Annotated in this window: 13 protein-coding genes; 6 read left to right on the top strand and 7 right to left on the bottom strand. The window is 48.0% G+C overall.

The window, feature by feature from the left end; genetic code table 11:
• Positions 1–59 precede the first annotated feature (59 nt).
• Positions 60–611: an RNA polymerase sigma-70 factor gene (locus tag L0M98_RS20745; RefSeq protein ID WP_227217637.1), complete on the bottom strand. Its 552-nt coding sequence runs from the start codon at positions 609–611 to the stop codon at positions 60–62.
• 441 nt (positions 612–1052) lie between these two features.
• On the opposite strand from L0M98_RS20745, the gene L0M98_RS20750 reads away from it, so the two are divergent.
• From L0M98_RS20750 to L0M98_RS20765, 4 genes are all read left to right on the top strand, one after another.
• Positions 1053–1745, top strand: a complete 693-nt coding sequence (locus L0M98_RS20750) for an iron-sulfur cluster assembly scaffold protein (protein ID WP_099290722.1) — start codon at positions 1053–1055, stop codon at positions 1743–1745.
• A gap of 88 nt (positions 1746–1833) precedes the next feature.
• Entirely contained in the window at positions 1834–2832 is a 999-nt protein-coding gene (locus tag L0M98_RS20755; RefSeq protein ID WP_099290723.1) for a GGGtGRT protein, read from the top strand.
• Positions 2833–3179: 347 nt separating this feature from the next.
• The gene (locus L0M98_RS20760) at positions 3180–3833 is read left to right on the top strand and encodes a hypothetical protein (RefSeq protein ID WP_099290724.1); all 654 of its coding nucleotides are present in this window, start codon (positions 3180–3182) and stop codon (positions 3831–3833) included.
• A 179-nt stretch (positions 3834–4012) separates the two neighbouring features.
• Positions 4013–4651, top strand: a complete 639-nt coding sequence (locus L0M98_RS20765; protein ID WP_099290725.1) for a hypothetical protein — start codon at positions 4013–4015, stop codon at positions 4649–4651.
• A 20-nt stretch (positions 4652–4671) separates the two neighbouring features.
• Here L0M98_RS20765 and L0M98_RS20770 read toward each other — a convergent pair whose 3' ends face one another.
• Positions 4672–7131 carry an outer membrane beta-barrel family protein gene (locus L0M98_RS20770; protein WP_227217639.1) on the bottom strand — a complete coding sequence of 820 codons (2460 nt, stop codon included), beginning with the start codon at positions 7129–7131 and terminating at the stop codon, positions 4672–4674.
• 144 nt (positions 7132–7275) lie between these two features.
• On the opposite strand from L0M98_RS20770, the gene L0M98_RS20775 reads away from it, so the two are divergent.
• Entirely contained in the window at positions 7276–7977 is a 702-nt protein-coding gene (locus tag L0M98_RS20775) for a response regulator transcription factor (protein WP_227217640.1), read from the top strand.
• 6 nt (positions 7978–7983) lie between these two features.
• On the top strand, positions 7984–9351 hold the full coding sequence (locus L0M98_RS20780; RefSeq protein ID WP_227217643.1) for a sensor histidine kinase: 1368 nt from the start codon (positions 7984–7986) through the stop codon (positions 9349–9351).
• On the opposite strand, the gene L0M98_RS20785 is transcribed toward L0M98_RS20780, so the two are convergent.
• The 5 genes from L0M98_RS20785 to L0M98_RS20805 all read right to left on the bottom strand — a co-directional run bounded on the left by L0M98_RS20785 (position 9348) and on the right by L0M98_RS20805 (position 17906).
• Positions 9348–10244: a lysophospholipid acyltransferase family protein gene (locus tag L0M98_RS20785; protein WP_227217645.1), complete on the bottom strand. Its 897-nt coding sequence runs from the start codon at positions 10242–10244 to the stop codon at positions 9348–9350. The two genes, L0M98_RS20780 and L0M98_RS20785, sit on opposite strands and share 4 nt — an antisense overlap.
• 238 nt (positions 10245–10482) lie before the next feature.
• Positions 10483–12873, bottom strand: coding sequence for a zinc-dependent metalloprotease (locus L0M98_RS20790; protein WP_227217647.1), 2391 nt, complete (start codon positions 12871–12873; stop codon positions 10483–10485).
• A 10-nt stretch (positions 12874–12883) separates the two neighbouring features.
• Positions 12884–15367 carry a zinc-dependent metalloprotease gene (locus L0M98_RS20795; protein ID WP_227217649.1) on the bottom strand — a complete coding sequence of 828 codons (2484 nt, stop codon included), beginning with the start codon at positions 15365–15367 and terminating at the stop codon, positions 12884–12886.
• Positions 15368–15400: 33 nt separating this feature from the next.
• Entirely contained in the window at positions 15401–16336 is a 936-nt protein-coding gene (locus tag L0M98_RS20800; protein ID WP_141560888.1) for a hypothetical protein, read from the bottom strand.
• 4 nt (positions 16337–16340) lie between these two features.
• Positions 16341–17906, bottom strand: a complete 1566-nt coding sequence (locus L0M98_RS20805) for a RagB/SusD family nutrient uptake outer membrane protein (RefSeq protein ID WP_099290733.1) — start codon at positions 17904–17906, stop codon at positions 16341–16343.
• Positions 17907–17908: the final 2 nt, after the last annotated feature.

Below are 17908 nucleotides of genomic sequence, written 5' to 3' on the forward strand. Positions count from 1 at the left end.
TATAGGAAAAGAAAAAAAGAGGACTGCCAACATTTTATTGTTAGACAGTCCCTTTTTGATTACCCCATAAAAAAGAAGAAGAAAAACGGCATAAGATCTTTCAAACTCTCTTTCAATATCTTTTTCCCGCGAGCCTTTTGGGCCTTAATCGTGTTAACGCTCAATCCTAACTCATTGGCCGCACTCTCATTATCCAATCCTTGGAAATAACAGAGTTCAAATACTTTGCGGCACTCTTCCGGCAACTCGTTCACGGCATCGGCCAATTCCCGGTAGATTTCCGTCAAGATAATATTCTCCTCGAATGACTCCGCCCGCTCATCATAAGCCAATGAGGCGATATATCTATCGCGGGAACGCAAATTGCGCATATGGTTCAAGCAACCGTTACGGACGGAAAGGTACAAAAAATTCTTCAAATGAATCACGGACTGGAATTGTGTCTTTTTTTCCAACAGAGTAATAAAGATATCCTGCACGACATCTTCGATCACTTCCTCGTCTTGTAAATACTTGGAAGCAAAATAACAAAGCGAACCATAATATTCCTTAAATACAGACTCGATATCATTCACATCACCATCAAGCCCTTGCATTTTACTTCTTACCATCTTACTTACTCTTTTCCATGCCACTAAAAATAAATAAAGAAATCAAATTCAGCTAAAAAAGTCCAATCAATTAATCGTAACAAAACAGAAAAAACATTAATCACAACTTAACACCCCGCCGATTCAACCGTAATCTTCGGGATACCCGTGTTATCCAACCGCCTGTCAATACTCATTCCTAACTCGGCTACAGGCAATAATTTCTTCATACACGCGTTGTTTAACTTACCAAAATTAGGTATAAACAAGCAAAATGCCAAATTTACCCCGAACTTTTCGTCACGAACAACAAATAATTATATATCAACATATTGAAACGCAAACGTATGCACAATTATATGTTTTATAAGATGTTTTTTATCCGGAACAAATGTGTTAATTTTGTCCGCGTTTAGGATTACGACAAGGTATTTAACAATATATCAATCAAAAACAAAGACAATGATTTACTCGCATGAAGTACAACACATGTGTGTTGTGAAAAAAGGACCTAATCACGGTCCGGCACCCATCCCGGAAGAGGGAAAATGGGTTCGTTCCAAAGAAATCAAGGACATTTCGGGTCTGACCCACGGTATCGGCTGGTGTGCACCGCAACAAGGGGCATGCAAACTGACCTTGAACATCAAGGACGGCATCATCGAGGAAGCCCTCGTGGAAACCATCGGTTGCTCCGGGATGACCCACTCCGCCGCCATGGCGTCTGAAATCCTTCCCGGCAAAACCCTGTTGGAAGCGTTAAACACGGACTTGGTTTGCGACGCCATCAACACCGCCATGCGCGAACTGTTCCTGCAAATCGTGTACGGGCGCAGCCAAAGCGCCTTCTCCGAGGGTGGTCTTCCCATCGGTGCCAGCCTTGAAGACTTGGGCAAAGGAATGCGCAGCCAAGTGGGCACCATGTTCGGGACACGCGCCAAAGGAACCCGCTATCTCGAAATGGCTGAGGGATACGTTACCCGCATGGGATTGGACGAGGACGGAGAAGTCATCGGCTACGAGTTCATCCACCTCGGCAAATTCACCGACATGCTGAAAAAAGGTATCGACCCGAAAGAAGCGGTTGACAAGGCCAAAGGCAGCTACGGTCGCTTCGCGGAAGCCGTTAAATACATCGACCCGCGGCAAGAATAAATCAATTCACTAATTTTAAATTTTAGATTTTAAATTCGAAATGCCATTTTTCAATCTAAAATCTAAAATCATTAAATCTAAAATTATTATGGCTTTATTTGAAAGTTACGACCGCCGGATAAATCAAATCAACGCGGTATTAAATACACACGGGATCAAGGATATCGACGAGGCAAAGGCTATCTGTGACGCGAAAGGAATCGACCCGTACAAGATGTGTAAAGAAATTCAGCCCATCGCCTTCGAAAACGCGGCATGGGCTTACGTTGTAGGTGCGGCTATCGCCATTAAAAAAGGATGCAAGAAAGCAGCCGAGGCAGCCGAGGCTATCGGCGAGGGCTTGCAGTCTTTCTGCATACCGGGTTCCGTTGCCGCCGACCGCAAGGTAGGATTGGGACACGGCAATCTTGCCGCCATGTTGCTTCGCGAGGAAACGAAATGCTTCGCGTTCCTTGCCGGACACGAGTCTTTCGCCGCGGCAGAAGGCGCTATCGGTATCGCCAAATCCGCCAACAAGGTACGCCAGCAACCCTTGCAGGTAATCCTCAACGGGTTGGGTAAAGACGCCGCCATGATTATTTCCCGTATCAACGGTTTCACTTACGTGCAGACCGAATTTGATTACTACACGGGAGAATTGAAAATCGTGCGGGAGAAAGCCTATTCCAAGGGAGAACGCGCGCAAGTGAGATGCTACGGAGCCGACGACGTTCGGGAAGGTGTTGCCATCATGCGCCACGAGGGCGTGGATGTATCCATCACCGGAAACTCCACGAACCCGACCCGTTTCCAACATCCCGTTGCCGGCACTTACAAGAAAGAGTGCATGGAAACCGGGAAGAAATACTTCTCCGTGGCTTCCGGTGGTGGTACCGGACGTACCCTGCACCCGGACAACATGGCAGCGGGTCCCGCCAGCTACGGCTTCACCGACACGCTGGGACGCATGCACGGTGACGCGCAATTCGCCGGCTCCTCGTCCGTCCCCGCTCACGTGGAGATGATGGGATTCCTCGGCATGGGAAACAACCCGATGGTGGGTGCCACTGTTGCTGTTGCCGTTTCCATCGAGGAAGCAATGAAATAAAAACCTCGTTTTCAATAAATTTTTCATTCGGGAAGGGTGTGTTTCGACATACCCTTCTCTCTTATCCCGCAAAATCCGGATTTCATCCTCACCCGCTAACACCCGAAATCAACCCATTCCCGTGTCCTATCTTACCCCCGGAGGTGGATTTTACCAAACTTTCAGGCGGTTGACTAAAGGCTTCGCCTGTTATTCGCCTGATGTTCGCCCACACCTAGCCCACGTTTTAATGAAAAATATATAAATTTAACTTGACAAACCATCCTTCCGGTAGTATCTTTAAAGTGCCTATGAAAAGGCAAAGTAGATGGAACGAGGGGTATTAGGTAATAATTAAAAGTAACATCATGGTAGAAATTAAATCAGGAGCACTAAAAGACGCCAAGGGGAAATACAAGGGAATGGTTATTTTCCAAAAAGGCAAGAAAACATTCGGCAGGGCATTGCCCTCGTATGACGGTAACGCAGGATCACCCACCCGGGCAGCACAAAACGCACGTCTGGCAGCGGTAGTCACGTTGTATCAATCAATAAAGGAGACATACCTGTGCCACGCATGGCGCATGGAAGCTACCCGAAAAGAAATCTCGTCGGGATACAACTTATTCATTAGCACCAATCTCCAAGCATACAGCACGGACTGCACGGTAGGAGATTTCCAACTACTACACCTCACACGGGGCGTATTACAGACACCGTTCCAATTGCGCCGGCAGGAAGCACCCGCGGGTACGCTTTCACTGACTTGGGAACCCGCCCCGTGGAGTAACTACCGCCGCAACAGGGACGAGTTGGCGCTGGCAGTGATCTATGACCACGAGCCGTTCCGGGTGGAGATTATCGACCACACGGGAATTACCCGAGAGGATGGCATGGCGGCAATCACGCTGGAGCAACCCCTCGCGAGGGAAGCGCACGTGTACGCGTTTTTCGTGAACACAACACGGGATGGATTCTCGAACAGCACTTATTTCAACGTGCCATTAAGAGGTGTGTATTGACACACCTCCGGTCTATAAAGTTCATAAAGTTGGGCCTCCGACTCCTAAAGTTTATAAAGTTCATGATTTATACAAGTCATGATTACAGGTCACGTGACCCGGTGAACCTTACAAACTTTACGAACCGCCAGCACTTTATGAACCTTACAAACTTTATAAACCTTATAAACCTATTTATCATGGCAATATTTCAATCCAATCTATTCGATAAAGCATCGGGCTCCGTGGGCAACGTAACCATGTGCCAGTACAAGGGAAAAAACGTGGCCAAGGGCAAGATTTTCAGCAAAAAAAAGAAACAATCTCCCGCACAACGGGTGCAACAGGTACGATTCGCCACGCTATCCAAGCTATCCTTCCGCTTTTGCAACACGTTGCAAGCGAGCTTCCGGGGACAATCGTGGTCAACGGCTCGCGCCGCCTTCATCGGGACAAACCAGAACGCCGTGGAGGTAGACGAGGAAACGCTCGCCGTGACGATTCACCCGGAGCGTATCACCTGCTCGACGGGCAACCTGCTCCCGCCCACGGTGGCGGTCACCTGCAACGACGGGGAAAGACGCATCCACGCCGAATGGTTCCGACAACCGCTTTCTCCCGTGGCAAAAGACAAGGATGACTTATTTCTTGCTATTTTCGACCAAAAAGCGAAAAAAGATATCGTCTATCCGCTGGGCAAACGAGGAGAACCCGGCAAAGCGGATTTCCCGCTCCACAAGAAGTTTCAGCCGGAAAGCATCATCGCTTACGTCTTCGCGGTATCGCCTCTCAACACACGGGCTTCCCGGTCGGCATACACGGAGGTTAAACACGAGTAAAAGAGAAGCGGGGGCGCATCCTATTTTGTGGATGCGTCCTCCCGCTTCACGTCGTCGTTCACGATTCCCCGTTTTACCTTTTTCACGGTTGCCCGCAGGTTGCCGATGCGGTAGGACAGGCTGAAATTAAAACTCCGGTATTGCAGCACGTTCTCGTGATGCTGGATATATCCCGGGGCGGACACCACTCCTTTCAAACGGCGCAGGCCGTCGGCGAAGTTATTGCCACTGCAAGAGAAAGTGAGCCTGTCTTTCAGAAAACTCTTGTTCAACGTGAGCGCGTAGTAGTAGTAACCGTCGGAATCGTATTGAAGGCGGACACGGGAACCGAAATATCCCCCGTAAGCGCTGCACCGGATGCCCCACCACAAGGTTTGCTGCACGACCGCGGTCGCCGAGTATTGCCAGCCACGCGCGACGGAACGGATTTCGCGACTGTCGAGGTCGATGTAACCGACATTCCCGTTTACCCGCAAACTCGTCTTGCCGCCCAAGTTAGCGTTCACGAAAAGATTGAGCGTCACGCTGTTCTCTTGCCCGATATTCCCGAAGGTATTCACTTTCCGACCGTTCTCCATGAAGGTGTAGGCACGGATGGAATTACCCGAGTAACGATACTCGACGCTGGTATTTATCATCCACGCGGGAGTAAAGGTACTGAATCCCAAACTCACGATATGAAAACGTTCCGATTTCAAACGGCTGTTCCCGTATGATACCACGCTGGCGTTGGTTTCCGAGCGATAAGGATTGAGGTGCTGTATCCCCGGACGCATGACACGCGTGTTGTAGCCGACTTTCCAGACACGTGTCGGGGTTACCTGCAACGAGAACGTCACGGAAGGAATCACGTCCGTGAAACCGGCGTCAAAATCCGGCTCCGTTCGCGAGTGTAAGGCGACATCCAACGCGGCACGTTCGAGGCGTACCCCGGCTTTCAGCCCGAATTTACGATATTTCAAGGCATACGTCAGGTAAGCGGCGTAAATATTCTGCACGTGCAGGAATCTCTCTTCCTTTGCCGGAAGCGACTCCCAAGCTTCTCCCGAGTCTTCCCGACGTTTATAGATTCCCTTGCTGGAAGCGGCGCGACGAATGTATTTCAACCCGCATTCCAAGGTCTGCAAGGTATCGAACGGATGAACGTAATCCGCCTGAACGGTATGCTCGTCCGACCGTGCCTTGTTCTCATCCCGGATATCGTAAGGCGAGAAGGTGACTCGCGCGTTATCTTTCCAAAAGTCGAACATATACCGGTGATTGTACCCTCCCGATGGAATATAGTTGTACATGTAAGAAAGCGTGAAGAGTTGTTCCGGTTTCCGGAAAGTCCGCTGGTAATTGAAGGTCGCTTCCGTTCCCCCGTTATTTGTTTTCGACTTTTCGGTCGCGCGGTAACGGTACACGGGGGAGGCATCTTCCCGCTGCATCTCGTCCCGCTCCGCGGTTTCACGGATAGTCTCGTACCGACGGGATGACAAGGTGAAAGTCAAGAGATTCAGAGAGTCCGCCTCGTAGCTTATCTCCGCGTTAATGTACGATGCCGGTTCACGAACCTTACCGCGCACTCCCGAATAGAGGGTACGCGATTCCGTGTCATTCAGATTTGTCAACACGGAATTATATCTCGCGTCGCGAAAATAATTGGGATAATGGGAGAAAAAGCCGGACGCCGATAACTTGTCGTACTTGAGCACCCCGCTCAAAGCAACACCCCATTTCCCGATATCGTCCACGTTACCCTGCACGAAAACAGAATACCCCTCCAACCCGCCTCGCGCCATCTCGATATTGATAATCCCACCCGTCCCCGAGGCGTCGTACTTCGCTCCGGGACTCGTGATGACTTCGATTTTTCTGACCGCCGTTGCCGGGATTCCTTTCAACGCCTTCCCCGGTTTCTGTTTCATCAAGCCGGAAGGACGCCCATTGATATATATGGTACACCCGCTCCCGTTCAGTTCGATATTATCGTCCCCGTCAACCGTCACGAGAGGTACTTTGCGCAACATATCGAGCGTGCTCGTCACGCGGGCATCGGGATCAGACTCAACATCATACGTTATCTTGTCTATCTCGAATTTTATCGGGAGCCTCTGAGCCGTGACGTTCACGTCCCCGAGCCTCTCTGCCGTTTCCTGCGTGTACAGGATACCCAGCTCTGCCCCGTCCTGCCTCGTGCCGAGCGAAAACTCACGGGACACCGCCCGAAATCCCACGTGCGAGAGAGTCACCGTGTATTTCCCCGGCTGAAGTGCCGCCACCCGAAAATACCCGTTCGTGTCGGTCACGGTCAGTTTCACGGGAGCGGACGGGCGTTCCGCTCTCGCGACTCGTACCGTGGCATAAGCGACGGGCAACAAGGTAACACTATCTTTCAACCAACCGGACACGAAGCCCCCTTGCCCCTTCGGTTGCGCGTAAACCGCCAAAGTCACGCAAAGTAATAAAATCAAGCTCAAATATTTTCTTCGATCCATCCGTTTCGTTTTTGAACAAAAATACACGAGTTTCCTTGCAGTGAGTTTACGCCATCCTTACATTTACCTTACATTTTACCGCCGGCGCACGATATCCCGTTTATTTTCCTTAGATTTGTAGAAACATCAGGATACAGCGTGGTTATGGACAAAGAATTCAATTTCATCAAAAGAAAGAATATTCTGGTTGTCGACGACGAACGGCAATTACTGGAACTCATCGAGAGTATTCTCCGCGGGGACGGTTTCACCACCATCACGACCGCAGGCACGGCAAGCGAGGCACTGAAGTCCTGCAAACATTCCTTCCCGGATATCGCCGTGCTTGACGTGAACCTGCCCGACGGTGACGGTTTCTCGCTGATGAAGGAAATCCGGCAAATGAAGGATATCCCCATTCTTTTCCTCACGGCACGGGATAAACCGGAAGATATGTTCATGGGACTGGACGCCGGGGGTGACGATTACATGACCAAGCCTTTTCTTCCTAAAGAGCTTCTCTCGCGGTTGACGGCAATCCTGCGCCGCTCGTACAAAAATGAAAAGACCGTGGTGGAACTGGCAGATTGTACCGTTGATTTCGACAAGGCAGAGGTGAACAGGCAAGGCAGGATATTCCCGCTGACGGCACGGGAACACGCTATACTGGGCGTACTGTACAAATCGGCGAACCGAGTGGTGACGATCGATACGCTCTGCGAAGAAGCGTGGGGCGACAACCTATACGGGTACGAGAACTCGCTCATGGCGCACATCAGGCGTATCCGGGAGAAAATAGAAGACAACCCGTCCGCCCCGGTTTCCCTCATCACGATCAAAGGGCTAGGTTATAAACTCTTAATATAGCGCACCATGAACGACCTGCAACATTCCATTAAACGAATCGGGAAACGGGTGCTGATCGGTGCCTTCCTGCTAATCACGATAAACGTGATCGTGTATTCACTCGTCGTTCACTATTACCTCAAGGCAGGCGGCTCGCAACCACCCGCGCAATTCATACGGAAGATAGCGGACAGGCTGCAAATAAACGACAACAATTTCCAACTCGATTCCTTACTTCTGGTGCAGATAAAAGAGCAACAGATGTGGGTGATGCTGCTGGACGACAAGAAGGGGAATATCCGCTGGGCAGTTGACCTCCCGAAAGAGATTCCCGACACGTACACCCTGAGCGATATTTCCTCTATGGCAAAATTCTACTTGAAAGACTATCCCGTGGTGACGTGGAAAAAGGATGACGGGCTTCTCGTGGCGGGTTACCCGAAAGACAGTTATGCGCGGTATAATAGTATGCAGCGGATAGCGGAAGTGAAATTTTTTCCCGTCCTCTATATCATGCTTATTTTCGGGAATATATTCGTGTTGATACTTGTCTACGTGTTTATCGACCACCGGATGTCGCGTTCGCTGAAAGGGGTACTCGGGGGCATACAAAAGTTGTCTAACGGGGAATCCGTTCAAGTAAAGGAGAAAGGGATGTTTGCCGACGTGGCATCCTGCCTGAACCGCACTTCGGGTATATTGCACAAGCGTTCCGTGTACCGGGAGAACTGGATAGCGGGTGTGTCGCATGACGTGCGTACTCCCTTGTCCGTGATTCTCGCACGGGCGGGACAACTGGAAGAGGGGAATTACTCCCCGGAAGAAACCCGGGAACAGGCACTTTATATCCGGAATCAAGCTCTTCAGCTACGGGAACTGATTGATGATCTGAATTTATTTTCCCAACTGGAAAACGGAACCCGGACACCGCGGAAAGAAACGTTCCACCCGGTAACTTTTTTCAGACAGACCATCGCCGCTTTTCTCAACAATGAACCCCGGACGCAACGTTACCAAGTGGAGACAATCATCGCTCCCGGTATGGAATCCACCGTCCTGCACGGGGATGCGCGTCTACTCGCGCGGGCAATCAATAACCTGCTTTACAATAGCATCCGACATACCCCGGAAGGGACGACATTGACATTGAGCTTGAAACATAAAAAGGGACGGTTCTGTTTTACCGTGGCGGATAACGGGGACGGGGTTTCTCCCGAATACTCGCGGGAACTACAAACCTTGGCGCAAGGCAGTCTGCCGGATGTACTTCCGGGACAGGAACACGGATTGGGGTTAAGTATAGTGTGCCAGATCGTGAAGATGCACAAGGGAGAAATATTCTTTCGCGATTTACAACCTCACGGGTTCTCGACAGAGATCAGGTTACCGGACTAACGTTGTTCCGCGGGGCGTTTGTGTTTCCAGCGCCGATGCGACCAAAGCCAGTATTCGGGATTTTCACGGATAAACTTTTCCAGCATGCGGGTATGCATACGGGTAAGTTCTCCCGGTTCCAAGTTTTGCGGATCGGAACACAGGTCATAAAACTCGGCGTGATAATAACCGCGTTTCACTTTTCTCATGTTGAGATACACTACCGGTTGGTTCAATTTGCGGGCAATTTTCTCCGTTCCCTCCATCACGGGCGTATCTTGATTCAAGAAAGTAGTCCAGAAATTCAACGAATGTTTATTCGGGGTTTGATCGCCGATAAACCCGGTCATGCATATTTTCCCCTCTTTCTGGTTACGCAACATCACCCGTAACGTGTCGGCTTTCGCGAGAGGCGTTGCCCCGAAGCGACTTCTGATCAGGTAGGTCATCCGGTCGAATACTTTGTTGTGTATGGGTTTATAGATCGGGATTAACTCGATGCCTTTTTCCCACAGTTTATAAGAATACATCATCTCCCAGTTGCCGTAATGACCGGCAAAGACTATCACGCTACGTCCTTGCTCGAAATAATGATGGGGTACGTCCAAGTTCATCATCACGCAGCGCCGCTTGATTTCAGCCTCCGATATGTGCCACAATTTGTAGAACTCGGCAAACGTGTCACACAAGTGCCGATAGTAACGCTGGGCAATACGCTTTCGTTCTTCCTCACTCTTCTCCGGGAAAGCGTTCCGCAGGTTCATGTCGACTACCCCGCGACGATACCTGATGCCATAATATAAAACAAGAAACAATATGTCCGTCACCCAATACATCATGGGCAACGGGAAGAAACTTGCAATCCACAGGAATCCATATCCCGCATAAGAGCATAAATAGATTAATAATTTCATTCGAACGCTATAAGTTTCACACGCATTTTGACTTGTTTTCCTACCACAAGTTTCTCAAAGGTAGCAAAATTGTCGGCATTCCGAAATATATCAATTTCTATTTACGCTTTTTCCATGTAATTTATTGTTTATATATACAAGGCAGAAGCAGGCTATTCGCCTGAAGGCAGTGAGTAATCAAATAGATGTGGCAAATCCGGTTCCCAACCGGTAAAACCGGAAGGGAACCGGAATCCGCTTACTTCGTTATCGAAGCAATCAATTTCATATCCTGTTCAATACGGTACATCATGGCACGGTAATGATCACGCATACGGCTGTCGGCATGTTGTTCGGACAATGCCTTTGCCTGATCGTGAATGTCATTCACCCAAGCGATCAGATTCGTCCCGTAGGTCGACAATTTGTTGCTATTGGTAAGAACGGCATTTTTCACCAACAAGTCCATGAAGCACATGATAAATATATTTTCCGTGTGACACTCGAAGCCGGACAGTACCGTGTTCTTGTCAAAATCCTTGAATAACAAACGACGTATATCCCGCCAGTATTCAATCAGGTTGTACGCTTTATCGCCCTCGACACGAGAAGCCAACTCGATATTCCCGATCACCTTGGGGTTTAACAAGTACGAGAACACGATCTCCTGCAAACCGAAACGCACGGCTTCCGGACCTACCCCGAATTCTTTGGCAAGTACCTCATCATACATCCAAGATTGAGGTGCGGCAAATACATACTCGGCAAGGAACGCCAACGTATTTTGCTGCAATTCTTTAGAAGAAAAGGCTTCCCCTTTTTCCAGAGTCATGCGGCAGCCGATGTTTTCCATCACTTTGTATACCAGATTCTGGTACAACGAACCTAAAGCTGTCGCTCCTCCCTGCGCGTACACCATCCAATCGTCGTTCTTCTTGTCGGCAGAAGCGGAAAGCTTGTTCAGATTCTTGATAAAGCGCTCCATGTTACGGACTCCCAAGCGTGCGGCCTCTATTTTATCCGAAGACAAATCCGAAGGCAAAGCCCGAAAATCGTAACTCGTATTCTTCATGTAAAGAAGTGCCTTATCTTTCAAACGACGGTCCGTGAGGTCTTTCAATAATTTCCTGTCAGTATTGATATCCTTGCTGTTCGGGAACAACCGGTAGCCCCACTCGATAGCCCAACGGTCATAAGCACCGACTTTACAACCGACTAACTCATCCGTGGTCATCCTGTCCTCGGGCTGTGCCGCAAAGTTGTAGGAACAATCATCCAACACGGAAGCCGAGAATCCGTTCTTTTTCACGAAATTACGGCCACGAATCTGCGCGGGTGTGTAAGCGTAACTACCCGCGTAGTTGGGAAGTAATCCCAAGGCGAGTCCCACTTGTTTTGCCACGAACATACGAACGATAGCACCCGCCACCCGCGGATCAAAGTAATTCTTTTCCAAACGGGGGTCTACCCCGGCACAGCGGGCGAAATAGGTTTCCAAGTAGCCCCCCAGAGTAACGTGATTCAAATTCACGTTGCAAGCCAGTATCTCCCCGGTACGAATATCCCGATCGAAAGAAGTGGAGTTGCTACCCGCATTGATACTATACGAGATCACGGCACGGGCGGAAGTCATCTCGTCCTCGTCCTTCGCCACTCGCACTTGAATGGCGTTTTTAAATCCCGCTTTCTCGAAAGCGGATTGCCATTGCAAAACCCCTTCTTTGGCATATTTGATCAATTCTTTCGGGAAATACGCATCCAGATAGAACACGATCGGTTCTTTCGGCTCGGTCAGAATACCCTTGGCGTAAGCGTTCATGTCCTTGGGTTCGAGGTTCCATTTGGTAACAATGGTTCTTTTCTTCACCCCGTAAGGATTCGTGCCGAAATCGTCGTAATTCAAGGTTTCGTACCCCACACGCTCGTCGGCATAGCGCACCCGCATACGCCTTTCGGGCAACAGATCCACGTGACACTCGATACCCGCCACGTTCTGGTCAACAATCCACGTCAACTTGAATTTCACCCCGTTTCGTTTCTTCAACACCTCGTTCACGAAAATCATCTCGCCTCCCCCGGATTGCTTGTTACCTTTGAGGGCGGCACTCGTGCCCTCGTCCGAGAGTTTATACCAATCGGCAACACCCTTGATCTGGTTCGTGATCTCGATAATCACCCCGGCGGAGTCCTTCCCCCAAGCCACGATCGGGTAAACCGCTTCCACGGGCAAAAGAGTTTCCTCTGCCAGTATGCGCTCCAACTCGGGTTGCTTCTCCGAAGCCACCATGCCATTGTACTCGCTGTACATGTACAGTTTATCTTTCGGTCCTTTCTTGAAACACACCACCCCGGCAGATTCCTGCCCCGAAGCTCTCACCCCGATACCTTTCAACATCTGACCGGAGATAAAAATATCTCTCCCGAGGTATTCGTCAGCGATCTCCATGTAATACTTATCGTCCGCCTCGTACACGGGGAAAATAGCGTCCACCCGTTTCATCCCTTCCTTGAAGAATTTGTCAAACGCCATGGGACCTTTCTTTGTTTCTGCGGCAGGCTTCTTCTCTTCCGGGGCTTTCTTCTCCTGCCCGATACCCGGTAAGGACACCAGCAGGCACAATGCAATGAACAATATATAACTTCTCATCATAACCTCACTTTTAATATATAGCATTCTTCTCTCCCTTCAACCACCCCCTTATCGTTTTCACGATCGCATCAGCGTGCATCCGGGCAGACTCGTCTTGCGTCTTAGCGGCATAAGCCTCTGCCGCCTTTGCCACGCTTTCCATTTGCAGGGTAAATAACGTCAACAGGTTGGTCGTTTTTCTCACTTCCGTGTAACTCGTGATCGCCATTACTTGACGGATGTATTCCATTTGAAGGTCCCGACGAGAGGAAGGTATTTCATCCCCGTTTTTCAACTCGGAGAATATACCGTCTTCCATATCCCGGAAGAACTCCTCGGGAGTGTAATTCCCTTCACGCCCGTACAACTCCACGCAAGTGGTAAGGAATGCAGATTTCGGCAACAAGTTTTGGATCACGAAACGCTGTATACTGCTCCATGTTTTCAACCCGTCGACTTCAGCCAATCCCGTGATACGTTTGTCAAATAACCAGTCGGGTCTGTTGAACACGTGTTTCGCGAGGAAGTCCATAGCCTCCTTTTGCCGTTCGAGTTCCACCATGCTGGAACCCGTCCCGGGCTCCGACCGCAAGGGAGTTTCACTGTAACGACCTGCCACGTTTTTCAGCACGTGCGTAACGAAATACATGTATTGGTTCAATACCCCGTTGTATATCATTTTCAGGTAGGTAGCCTCATCGTCATCGCCTTTCGTCCACGCTTCCAGATTATTCATGATCAATTTCAAATTCTTGATACCATACTCGCTTGCCTTCATGCTATTGTCACCCAAGTCCTCGGACTGCCAGCGGGGATCGGACATATCCAATTCCGTTCCGAACCTGTATTTCGGGTCTTCCTTGTATTTCTCCCCCACCCATTTTCTTAAATAGGCGGTTTCCTCGTTCAGCTTCATCCCGGGGAAATAGCGATATCCCCACTCTATGGCAAATTCATCATAGATTCCGATACCGGGAATCAAATCTTTCGTGTCAATTTTGTCTTCCGGCTGGGCGATATAGTTCATACGCGCATAGTCCATGATGGAAGCGGTATGCCCGTGTTTCTTCACAAATTCCCTATCTCTCAACTTCTCCACGGGATAAGTACTGCTTGCCCCGAAATTGTGGCGCAGTCCCAAGGTATGCCCTACCTCGTGAGCCACAACAAAACGCATCACGTCGCCGATTACCTCTTCCGGCATCGGGTATTGACGCACCCGGGGATCGGAAGCGGCAGCTTGGCAGAAATACCATTGTTGTACCATAGCCATCACGTTGTGGAAGATTCCGATATGAGAACAAAGTATCTCACCGGAACGGGGGTCTGCCATGTGAGGCCCGTAAGCGTTCGCTACCAATGACGCCTTGTAAGAGATCACGGAATAACGAATGTCCTCGATAGAAAAGTCCGGGTCTTCTTCCGGCGTGGGAGCCATCTTGCCGATAATGGCGTTCTTGAAACCGATCTTCTCGAAAACAGGCTGCCACAAGTTCACCGCCTCAACAAAGTAAGGTTGCAGGAATTTCGGGGTATTGCGATCGATATAGAACACGATCGGTTTTACCGGCTCCACCAATTCCCCGCGTTTGTATTTCTCCATATCTTCCGGTTTCGGTTCCAAACGCCAGCGGCTAACCATACTGATACGTTCCGATTTGTAAGGATTCGCCCCGAAATCAACTTTCCCGTACGCGAAATATCCTACCCGACTATCCTCGAAACGCGGACGCATCGGTACTTCCGGTAACAAGGCAATGGATACCCCGATTTCCCAACGCGTGGGAGGAGTCGGCTCACTTCCGCCTTTCGGGTACGCCGGACTGGGCGGCAAGGCTCTCGAACCCGCGGAATAACTCTTCACGGAACGAAAGATGATGTTATTCTTAAAAGTGCTGATTTTGGTCATATAAGAACGATCCGCTTGAAAAGAACCCAATCCCATCTTTTTGGCAGACGCTTTCAACGAGAACAAGTCATTATCCCCCGTCACAGCTGTCGTCACATCCAACAACAAGGAGTTTTCGCCCTTCGCCTTCACGTCGAACACGTACAACACGGGAATCAGACTCGCATTCTTTACCGTGTTGTATATTCCCATCGTCGTGTCCGTCACGGCATAGCCGTAAGTGGGCTTTTTCACGAACACCTTGTCCTTGGGTCCCCGCTCGAAACTAATAATCGTGTGGGTCAAGGCATCTCCCGGGTAACCGTACATTTGAGTAGGGGTCGGCTTCGGATTCTCCGACCCCTTGATGATTGAAATCATGGATACAAATTCCCTCTCCATCATATCATCGGGAATTTCCATGTAATACTTGTCATCCTGCACGTATACATTGAACATCCCTTCATGTACCTCCGCTTCAGATTTTATAAACTCCGAAATAGCAGGCAATCCCTTCCGTTTCGTCGAATCCGCCTCTACTTTTTCTTTCTCTTGGGCAGAAAGTACAGGCACACACATTCCTAAATAGCATATAGTGAATGCTATTAATCTACATACAATTTTCATACTGTGATATTTATTAATTATTTCCTATTATCTCTATTTCAACCTTTCTATAATTTCTTTTATAAGACCATATTTTTTTAGGACGTGTGGTTTATCCCCATAGATTTCTTGCACTTGCGCCTCCGTGAAACCTAAATACAAAGCCACATAATCTTTCACATCTTGATCCCGTGAAGGGAAATAATATAAATTTCCTTCTATAATTTCCTTGTCTTGAGCCGGTTTTAAGAAACCATACTCTTCACACGGCACATAAAAAGGGTTATATGGGCTCGTATTATTAATATCCACCTTTTGTCCATAACCGTAAAATTGATTTACATCCTGCGTCAAAACTTTAAAAAATTTAGCATCAAGATCGGCTTTATAATCGGAATAAATATCTGAAGCAATAGGTGCAGCCAAAACTTCACCTCCGAAAAGTCGTTTTTCTGAAGTGGTCATTTTCTTGATATCACTCAACTTTCCAATAGCAACGGCTGTCATTCCCGCGTATGCAGCAGAGGAATAACGAATTTGTCCGGTTGCAAGCCCTTGCCACAAAGTATCAACTAACAAATAACTTCTCGGGGCAGGAACATAATCCGGCAGTTTTGGTAATACATAATCTCGTAGAAATTCAACACCATCCATGATATCTTCCCGATTTTCTGACAATGAATACTCCACGACTTTAGCATCACTCATTCCACCCAAAATCGTATAATTCAATTTAATTGTTTCGTAATAAATGACAGGATTTCCAAAAGCATCTTTCTTTTCCCGTGTCCCCACCGTATCTGTATAGAAAATAGGTACTTTATATTGTTCGTATACCCCAAAGATGAAGTGATCCAACGGATCATCCGGATTATCGACATTTACCCACCAGTTGTTATCCTGTGAACTTGGAGTCAAGTCATCTTCTCCACTACAAGCCACCACGCACATCGATACAACAAATCCTAATACGTATATTATCTTTTTCATAGTCTTAGTTATTTATTTTACGATCTTCTCTCTCATTTTGTACTAACGCACCATTATTATATGTCATGGCATACTCGGGGATCGGCAACACGTAAGCCGTTTCCTCGTTATATTTTTTCAACCTATAATTCCCGGTAAATTGATATTCATTTCTTTCATCCCCCATACCGGTACCAGAGCCAGCCCAACGGTCATAATGCGGGTGAATAATCTCTTTTGTAAAAGGATGTGTTGCAGACACGGCATAACGTCGCAAATCAAACCAACGATGCCCTTCGAAACATAATTCTCTACGACGTTCATCCCGTACAAAAGTGATATAATCATCTCCTGTTTCAATCACAGATTGCAAATCAGCAACCTTGAATCGATTGCCTCTCAACTCTTGAAGACATGCTTTAGAGTCATTCTCCCGTCCTAACATGGCAAGAGCCTCAGCCTTATTCAATATCACTTCCGGGTAACGTAACAGGAACATATCGGACACATATCCATCCGTATTCTTATTTTTCAACTTGATACAACGGAAAGTACCGTCTGTAGTACCATCCACACCCGGCATCCTTGTCGGAGTGAGATAAACACTTTTACGCAAATCCTTCGCATCATATATTTTCAACAAATCATCCGACACCACCCAACCATAATGGTAGTATGGACTATAACTTGTTTCGGACATGATAAAATCCATACTGTAAGTTCCTTGCGAAAATATTGTTTCGGGAGAACCAGCATACGTACTACTTTTTGATGCATCAACCATATTAAAATCCAAACAAGAGTATTTATCCATAAGCATGATTGAATCACATTGAGCTACAGCATTTTCCCAACGCTCCATGTAAAGATACACTCGACTCAACAATAGACGGGCTGCAGCCTCGTTTGCCTGATAAACAGTAGTTTGTTCCACTCCTTTCAAAAGAGGGATAGCTTGTTTCAAATCATTCTCTATAGACTCGAAAACTTCTTTTACCGTATTACGAGAATAATACTTATCTTCAATATATTCAGTCAACTTTAAAGGTACTGACAAATCCGTGGCAGCCGAAGCCTCCCGGTAAGGAAGTCCGTAAAAATTCGTTAACAAGAAATAAAATCCCGCACGTAAAAAAAGAGCTTCTCCTTTTATCCGGTTACGTTCCTCTTCCGGATCATCTAACATATCGTCAACTTTAGGAATAACCACGTTAGCTATAGCAATGCGTGCATACCAATCTTTCCACGCAGGATCATCAAATGTTTTTCCCTCGTATTGGAACGGATTCTTTGCCCAATGATGAAACTCTTCAAGTTGATATACAGCCCCAGTGTATTGTTGTTTGCGATCCGGTTCGATAGCATCGTCATCCATAACATGAAGCCATGGACAAGAAAAACCATTATCTCCAGTCATCGTGAAAGCTGTTGACACATTTTGCTTAATGTATCCATTCCCGATAAGTAATTCTTCCAAGTCGGCACAAGAAGAGGCATATGTCAAATCCTGAGAATAATCTTCCAAGAAATCACCACACGAAATGGTAAACAATCCTAAGCACACGACCCAATATAATATTTTCTTTTTCATAA

It is taken from the genome of Butyricimonas sp. DFI.6.44 (assembly GCF_022132345.1).
In the GTDB taxonomy this organism is placed as follows: Bacteria; Bacteroidota; Bacteroidia; order Bacteroidales; family Marinifilaceae; genus Butyricimonas; species Butyricimonas muris.

Coding starts and splice junctions, on each gene's coding strand:
- L0M98_RS20780 (WP_227217643.1), top strand. CDS start 7,984: ATGAACGACCTGCAACATTCCATTAAACGAATCGGGAAACGGGTGCTG.
- L0M98_RS20770 (WP_227217639.1), bottom strand. CDS start 7,131: ATGGATCGAAGAAAATATTTGAGCTTGATTTTATTACTTTGCGTGACT.
- L0M98_RS20760 (WP_099290724.1), top strand. CDS start 3,180: ATGGTAGAAATTAAATCAGGAGCACTAAAAGACGCCAAGGGGAAATAC.
- L0M98_RS20785 (WP_227217645.1), bottom strand. CDS start 10,244: ATGAAATTATTAATCTATTTATGCTCTTATGCGGGATATGGATTCCTG.
- L0M98_RS20795 (WP_227217649.1), bottom strand. CDS start 15,367: ATGAAAATTGTATGTAGATTAATAGCATTCACTATATGCTATTTAGGA.
- L0M98_RS20755 (WP_099290723.1), top strand. CDS start 1,834: ATGGCTTTATTTGAAAGTTACGACCGCCGGATAAATCAAATCAACGCG.
- L0M98_RS20805 (WP_099290733.1), bottom strand. CDS start 17,906: ATGAAAAAGAAAATATTATATTGGGTCGTGTGCTTAGGATTGTTTACC.
- L0M98_RS20775 (WP_227217640.1), top strand. CDS start 7,276: ATGGACAAAGAATTCAATTTCATCAAAAGAAAGAATATTCTGGTTGTC.
- L0M98_RS20765 (WP_099290725.1), top strand. CDS start 4,013: ATGGCAATATTTCAATCCAATCTATTCGATAAAGCATCGGGCTCCGTG.
- L0M98_RS20745 (WP_227217637.1), bottom strand. CDS start 611: ATGGTAAGAAGTAAAATGCAAGGGCTTGATGGTGATGTGAATGATATC.
- L0M98_RS20790 (WP_227217647.1), bottom strand. CDS start 12,873: ATGATGAGAAGTTATATATTGTTCATTGCATTGTGCCTGCTGGTGTCC.
- L0M98_RS20750 (WP_099290722.1), top strand. CDS start 1,053: ATGATTTACTCGCATGAAGTACAACACATGTGTGTTGTGAAAAAAGGA.
- L0M98_RS20800 (WP_141560888.1), bottom strand. CDS start 16,336: ATGAAAAAGATAATATACGTATTAGGATTTGTTGTATCGATGTGCGTG.